Raw genomic sequence first — 6,868 nt, forward strand, 5'->3', positions numbered from 1 at the left:
GGCTACTCCTCCCCTCGGGCGGCGGCCAGCGCCTGTGCCAGCGTAAAGTTGCCCTCGTAGAGCGCGCGACCGGTGATCGCACCCTCAATAGCATCCTCACCCACCGCGGCAAGCGCGCAGATATCGTCGAGTGTCGAGATGCCACCCGAAGCCACGACGGGAAAACCCGCGACCTCGGCCACATGGCGATACGCCGCCACGTCGATGCCCGTCTGCATGCCATCGCGCGCGATGTCGGTGTACACCAAATGCTTAAAGCCCAGCTCGGAAAGCTGCGCCACCGCATCATCGAGCGCCACGCCCGCGCCATCGCGCCAGCCGTTCACCTTGACCTGGCCGTCACGGGCGGCGATGTCTGCCACCAGCAGCTCGCCAAAGCCGCGCGCTGCCACCTCGGCAAAACCCGGCTCGGTCACCAGCACGGTCCCCAGCGCAATACGGCGCGCGCCATAGCCGGCCAGCTCGTCGATGCGTGCGAGCGAGCGGACGCCGCCGCCCACGTCCACAGACAGACCGTCGACGCCGCAGATAGCCTTGATCGCCGTCGAGTTGGCAGCGCATGCGTCCTCATCCTCGCCAAAGGCAGCGGACAGGTCGACGACATGCACCCAGTTCGCACCCTGCTCGGCAAAGGAGCGGGCAACGGCCACGGGGTCGTCGGAATATACCTTGCAGCGGCTCCGGTCGCCGCGCTCCAGGCGCACGACCTTGCCGCCGATCAAATCGATTGCGGGAAACAGAATCATCGGCCGGCCTCCTCGACGATGTTGACGAAGTTCTTAAGGATGCGCTGTCCCAGCGCGGAGGATTTCTCGGGATGGAACTGGCAGCCCCACACGTTGCCGTGGCGCACGATGCACGGGAAGCTCCGCGTGTAGTGCGTGCGCGCCAGAACATCGGCGGCATCGACATCGTCGGCCACCGCATAGCTGTGGGTGAAGTACATGTTGGCGCCCTCGGCAAAACCGGCGAGCAATGGATCGGCCGCGCCGGCGGGCGTCATGTGCACCTGGTCCCAGCCCACGTGCGGCACCTTCAGGCGACTCGATTCCAAGCGCGTGCACGAGCCGCGCATAATGCCCAGGCCATCGACCCAGGGACCGCCGGCCTGCTCGGAGGCATCGTCGTCCGCGCCCTCGTCCGCCGGCACGCCCTCGTCGCCGCGTTCAAAAAACAGCTGAAGGCCCAGGCAGATGCCGAGCAGAGGAGTTCCGGCGGCAACGGCGTCAAGCACGGCCGCCTCCTCGCCGCTCTGGCGCATAAAGGCGATCGCGTCATAGAACGCGCCCACGCCCGGGATGACCAGGCCATCGGCCTTGCGGATCTGTTCCGGATCATCCGACGTGCAGGCAGCGGCACCGGCGCGCGCAAGCCCGCGCACGACGCTCGACAAGTTCCCTTTGTGGTAGTCGACCACCACGATCTTCGGTTCGCCCACGCGACCCTCCCTTTTCCCATCATCCAAAACCACCACGAAGGTGCCTGTCCCCTTTGTGGTGGTTTTTACCCTTGTGGCGGTTACAGTGAGCCCTTGGTGCTGGGGATTCCTTGGACGCGGGGATCAAGCTCGCAGGCGTGGCGCATCGTGCGTCCCACGGCCTTAAAGGCTGCCTCGATAATGTGATGCGAGTTGCCGCCCGCCAGCTCGCGCACATGCAGCGTGAGCTTAGCATCGCGCGCAAAGGCATAGAAGAACTCGACGGCCAGCTCGGTATCAAAGCTGCCCACGCGCTCGATCGGCACGGGCAGATCGCAATAGGCCTGCCCGCGACCCGAGATATCAACGGCGGCCATCACGAGCGTCTCGTCCATGGCAATCGCCGCATCGGCAAAGCGCGTAATGCCCGCCTTGTCACCCAGTGCCTGGCAAAACGCCTCGCCCAGCACAATGCCCGTGTCCTCGACGGTGTGGTGCGCGTCGACCTCCACATCGCCCATCGCATGTACCGTCAAATCGAACAGGCCATGGCGGCCAAAGGCGTTGAGCATGTGGTCGAAAAACGGCACGCCGGTCGAGATATCGCACACGCCGGATCCGTCCAGATCGAGTCTAACGACAATGTCGGTCTCGCCCGTCTTGCGGGTCACCTCGACATAACGGCCCATCTACATCTCCTCCTTCACCAGCGCGGCAAACGCTGCCAGCACCTCGTCGTTTTCCTGCGGGGTACCCACGGTAATGCGCAGACAGTCCGCAAGCCCCGGCGCGTAGCTAAAGTCACGCACCAAAATTGAATACTCGTCGCGCAGGCGCTCGCGCACGCGTGTGGCGTGCGGCGTGCGCACGAGCACAAAGTTCGCCGCGCTCGGCCACGCCTCCACGGGCAGGCCCTCGGCAGCCATTGCGCGCAGGGCGCACAGCTCGCGCTCGCGCTCGGATACAACCTGTGCCACCACGGGCGCGTACGCATCGCGGGCACGCACGCAGGCAAGCGCCGCGGCCTGGCTCAGCACGCTGACTGAATAGATCTGGCGAATCGCCGCGAACACGTCAATAACCTCGGGTGACGCAATCACATAGCCCAGACGCGTGCCGGCGGCGCCGAACGCCTTGGACAGCGTATGCAGAATCACCAGGTTGGAATGCTCGGCGATAAGCCCTTGCGCCGTGGTGGCCGCGCCAAACGAATCGTCAGCAAACTCCACGTAGGCCTCGTCGACCATCACCATGCCGGGACACGCATCGCACAGAGCCGCGATAAAGTCGAGCGGCGCCACGTCGCCCGTGGGATTGTTGGGCGAGGTCACAATCGCCAGGTTGCACTCGGGTGCGGCCGCGAGCACAGCCGCCTGGTCGAGCTCAAAAGTTGCCGGGTCGCGCCACACGTCGCGCACCTCGGTCTGACAGAGCGACGCAAAGAACGCGTACTCGCTAAAGCACGGCGGGCAGTTAAGCAGGGTCCGCCCCGCGCCGCCAAACGCCAACAGGTAGTTATAGAGCAGCTCGTCGCCGCCGTTGCCCACGCAGACATTCTCGCGCGCCACACCATGCCAAGCGGCCAGCTCGTCGCGCAGCTCGTTGGACATGGGATCGGGATAACGGTTGAGCGGCGTGGCAGCCAGGGCGGCGTCGACCGCCTCGCGCACGCCAGCCGGCACGGGATAGGTGTTCTCGTTGGCCGAAAGGTTGATGCGCGTGGGCGTAAAGTTGGGATCGTAGGGCTCAATGCCGGCCAAGTAGGGCTGGACGAGCTCCTTCATACGGGGCGTGAGCTCGGCCATATTAGGCCTCCCCGCCGGTCGCGTTAGCGCCATCCGCGCCCGCAGCCGCCAAGTCCACACCCTCGGCGACCGTCGCCGCGGCGTCGCCCGGCCAGGCAACCTTGGTCAGGTCGGCCGCCGCCAGCGACTCGGCGCTCACGGAATCCTCGCCCTGTTCCAGCACGCGACGACGCAGGGCGGCAGAAAGCGCGTGCGCCCACAGGCCCTCGGCCTCGGCCAAACGCTGCGTGGCAGGAGCATCGGAGAGCAGGCCCTCGGGTGTATAGCAAATGACACTCGAGCGCTTGACGAACTCCTCCACCGAAAGCGGGTTGGAGAACATGGCCGTGCCGCCGGTCGGCAGCGTGTGGTTGGGGCCGGCAACGTAATCGCCGAGCGGCTCGGAGCTCCAAGCGCCCACAAAGATGGCGCCGGCGTTGCGAATGCCGCCAAGCAGGCCCATTGCATCCTTGCAGTGCAGCTCCAGGTGCTCGGGCGCCACGGTGTTCACGGCCTCGACGGCGGCAGCCATATCGGCGGCCACCACGATGGTGCCCTCGTTGTCGAGCGAGGCGCGCGTGATCTCGGCACGCGGCGACTGCGCCACTAGAATGTCGACACCCGCCTCGACCTCGCGCGCAAACTGCTCGTCGCAGGTCACCAGATAGCAGGCGGCAAGCGGATCGTGCTCGGCCTGGGCCATCAGGTCGGCCGCGACCACCATGGGCTTGGCCGTGGCATCGGCCAGCACGCAGACCTCGGAGGGGCCGGCGACCATGTCGATGCCCACGTCGCCCGAGACAATCTGCTTGGCCGCGGCGACAAAGGCGTTGCCCGGGCCGGTGATCTTGTCGACGCGCGGAATGGTCTCGGTACCGTACGCCAGCGCGGCCACGGCCTGGGCGCCACCCACCATATAGATCTCGTCCACGCCGCCGAGCTTGGCCGCGGCGAGCGTATAGGGGCTGATCAGGCCGTCCTTTTGTGGCGGCGTCACCATGACCACGCGCTTGACGCCGGCCACCTTGGCAGGGATAGCGTTCATGAGCACGGTGGAGGGATACTGCGCGCGACCGCCCGGCACGTAGATGCCGGCCGCGGCAAGCGGGGTCACCTTAACGCCGAGCATCGTGCCGTCCGGGCGCGTGGTAAACCAGCTCTGCTCGACCTCGCGCTGGTGAAACTCACGGATCTGGCGCGCAGCCTTCTCGAGCGCGGCGACAAAGGCCGGGTCGAGGCCTTCGAGCGCAGCATCGATCTGCTCTTGCGGCAGACGAAAGCTTTGCAGCTCGACACCGTCAAAACGCTGGCAGTAATCGCGCACCGCAGCATCGCCGTTGACACGCACGTTGGCCACGATATCGCGGGCGGCGTCGACGATGTTTTGCGGCAGCACACCCTTGCGGTTGAGCTGGTTGGTAACGAGGCGCTCACCGGGAGCAAGCTTGATGGTCTTCATATCGGTATCCCCTATCGGTCGAGGTTGCGTTTGAAAAACGAGATGCCGGGCAGCGGCACCAATCGGCCCGCAGTCCGGATATGGGGGCGCCCGTGCGCGCTCGCGCTATTGTGCCGAGCCCGCGACGGGCTCAAAATGCTTGTCCTTCACGGCAGCCGCCAGGCGATCGGCCAGGTTGCGAACGCGCGGATCCAGGCGCGCGGCACCCGGGTTGACGAAGAAGCGGGCCGTGCAGTCCATAATGCGGCCGGTGATGACCAGGTCGTTGTCGCGCAGCGTGGCGCCCGTGGCGGTGATATCCACGATGCGATCGGTCATACCGACGATGGGTCCCAGCTCGATGTTGCCGTGCAGCGAAACAATGTCGGCGTTCACGCCGCGCTCGGCATACCAGGCGCTCGCGATGCGCGGGTACTTGGTTGCCACGCGAAGCGAACCGCGGCGGGCATAGTTGCGCTCGGCCTGACCGGCGCGCCAAGCGGGCTCAGCCTCAATAAAGGTGCACAGGCCGTAACCCAAATCGACCAGCTGCAGCAAGTTGAGGTCGGCCTCGATAAGCGAATCCCACCCGCAGATGCCGCAGTCGGCACCGCCGCAGCCCACAAAGGCGGGCGCGTCGCTGGGTCGCACGATGACAAACTCGATATCGCCGACCGCGCCCTCGCCGGCACGCGTATCGCGACCGCGCACGATCAGGTGACGGCCGGGGTCGCGCAACTCGGAGACGTCCAGGCCCGCAGCCTCGAGCACGTCGAGCGTGTCGGCCTTAAGCGAGCCCTTGGGAACGGCGATGCGCAGCGGACCCTCGGCACCACGGCCCGCGGCGTGGTCGCCGTCGGAAGCGGCGTCCTCAGCCGAAGTGTGCGCGGCCTCCAGACGCTCGAGCGAAAAGGCAAATCCCGCCGCCGGTACCTCGATGCCATCGCCAAACGCGCCGGTAAAGATGGAGTCGTAGCGACCGCCCGAACCCACCGGATCGGGCAGGCCACCGGCATAGGCCTTAAAGACCAGGCCCGTGTAGTAATAAAAAGAGTTCATGATGGAGAAGTCGAAGGACAGCACCTGGGCGTCCTCGGGAGCCAGGCCCTCGACCAGGGCACGCAGCTCGCGCGTCAGCGGCGCGACGATACCGGCAGCTTCCAGCAGCGCATCCACACGGTCGAGTATCTCGGCACCGCCGTGCAAGCGCGGCAGCTCGCTAATGGCGGCCTTGACGGCCTCGGACTCGGCGCTTGCCGCCACGCGGGCATCGAGGCCCACAAAGTCATTGGCGTGCACGCAGCGCAGGGCCTCGGCAGCCAGCTCGCGATCCTCGCACGCCGCGAGCAGCTCCTTAAAAGGACGCACGCTACCTGCGATAATGCGCGCATCGGGCAACGCCAGCTTGCGCACGGCCTCGGCTACCAGCGAGACAATCTCGACATCGCCCGCGGCGTCGCCCGCACCGATGAGCTCAAAGCCCAGCTGCGTAAACTGACGCGAGCCGCCGGCATTGCGCTGGCACTCGCGAACCACCGGCGCCTCGTAGCGCAGGCGCAGGGGCAGGTCGGCTGCGCGCATGCGGGTCGAAACCAAGCGCACGATCGGCAACGTGTTGTCGGGACGGACCACCAGCAAACGCCCATCATCGTCAAAGAGCTTAAACGGCGTGTCCGCAATGCGGCCACCTTCCTCGAGCGAACCCTTGTCCTCGAGCAGCGGCGTCTCAACCGGCAGGTAATGATGCTCCCTAAAGCAGCCCTTCACCGTACATGCGATCTCCTCGCGTGCCTGAGCCTCCTCGGGCAATATGTCCCGGAATCCCCACGGTGTGGCCGTCATCTGGTGAGCCTCCTCATGCTGTGCTTCGCATAGAACAGAAGACCGGCATAGCTCCGCCGGTCTTCTGGGTACTTTAGCATACTAGAGTGCTTGCGGGGAAAATCGTCTCCCTCGGCTCACAGCGTATTCATTTAGAAACATAGGGGCGGGCCCTCGGCTTAATCTGGCGATTCCCCCAGCCCAGTCGGAAAGCGCATCCCACTCCGAGCCACAAGTCCGGGATGAACTTTCCGCCGAAGACACCCTGCGCCGACAGCAACGCAAAAAGGGCGCCCGCGCAAATGCGGACGCCCTTGTGTAGGGTCGAGATATCAACCAGCCAAGATATCGGACCTGCGACCAGCTCTTAGTAGTCGAACTGGTGGTAGTAGCGGCGGTACTTGAGGT

6 protein-coding genes are annotated in these 6,868 nt (G+C 65.6%); all 6 read right to left on the reverse strand.

Translation table 11 applies throughout. The features are described from left to right. Nucleotides 1-2 precede the first annotated feature (2 nt). Complete coding sequence (locus DXC90_RS08245; RefSeq protein WP_055252390.1) at nucleotides 3-746, reverse strand: HisA/HisF-related TIM barrel protein; 744 nt, start codon at nucleotides 744-746, stop codon at nucleotides 3-5. Beyond that, nucleotides 743-1,438, reverse strand: a complete 696-nt coding sequence (locus tag DXC90_RS08250; protein WP_117735545.1) for an imidazole glycerol phosphate synthase subunit HisH — start codon at nucleotides 1,436-1,438, stop codon at nucleotides 743-745. Before DXC90_RS08250 ends, DXC90_RS08245 begins: the two co-directional genes overlap by 4 nt. Nucleotides 1,439-1,518: 80 nt before the next feature. Further along, nucleotides 1,519-2,106 (reverse strand): imidazoleglycerol-phosphate dehydratase HisB, encoded by a 588-nt coding sequence (hisB, locus tag DXC90_RS08255; RefSeq protein WP_117735546.1) that lies wholly within the window; start codon nucleotides 2,104-2,106, stop codon nucleotides 1,519-1,521. Further along, nucleotides 2,107-3,222, reverse strand: a complete 1,116-nt coding sequence (gene hisC / locus DXC90_RS08260) for a histidinol-phosphate transaminase (protein WP_199406654.1) — start codon at nucleotides 3,220-3,222, stop codon at nucleotides 2,107-2,109. Nucleotide 3,223: 1 nt separating this feature from the next. Further along, the gene (gene hisD, locus DXC90_RS08265) at nucleotides 3,224-4,660 is read right to left on the reverse strand and encodes a histidinol dehydrogenase (RefSeq protein WP_117735548.1); all 1,437 of its coding nucleotides are present in this window, start codon (nucleotides 4,658-4,660) and stop codon (nucleotides 3,224-3,226) included. Nucleotides 4,661-4,765: 105 nt separating this feature from the next. Further along, a complete protein-coding gene (gene hisG / locus DXC90_RS08270; protein ID WP_117735549.1) occupies nucleotides 4,766-6,481 on the reverse strand; it encodes an ATP phosphoribosyltransferase in 1,716 nt (571 codons plus the stop codon). Nucleotides 6,482-6,868: the final 387 nt, after the last annotated feature.

The sequence above is a fragment of the Collinsella sp. TF09-1AT genome (assembly GCF_003436895.1).
In the GTDB taxonomy this organism is placed as follows: domain Bacteria; phylum Actinomycetota; class Coriobacteriia; order Coriobacteriales; family Coriobacteriaceae; genus Collinsella.

Bases quoted from the DNA above. Each gene is read 5' to 3' on its own strand.
- hisD (WP_117735548.1), bottom strand. From the start codon at position 4,660: ATGAAGACCATCAAGCTTGCTCCCGGTGAGCGCCTCGTTACCAACCAG.
- hisC (WP_199406654.1), bottom strand. From the start codon at position 3,222: ATGGCCGAGCTCACGCCCCGTATGAAGGAGCTCGTCCAGCCCTACTTG.
- DXC90_RS08245 (WP_055252390.1), bottom strand. From the start codon at position 746: ATGATTCTGTTTCCCGCAATCGATTTGATCGGCGGCAAGGTCGTGCGC.
- hisG (WP_117735549.1), bottom strand. From the start codon at position 6,481: ATGACGGCCACACCGTGGGGATTCCGGGACATATTGCCCGAGGAGGCT.
- hisB (WP_117735546.1), bottom strand. From the start codon at position 2,106: ATGGGCCGTTATGTCGAGGTGACCCGCAAGACGGGCGAGACCGACATT.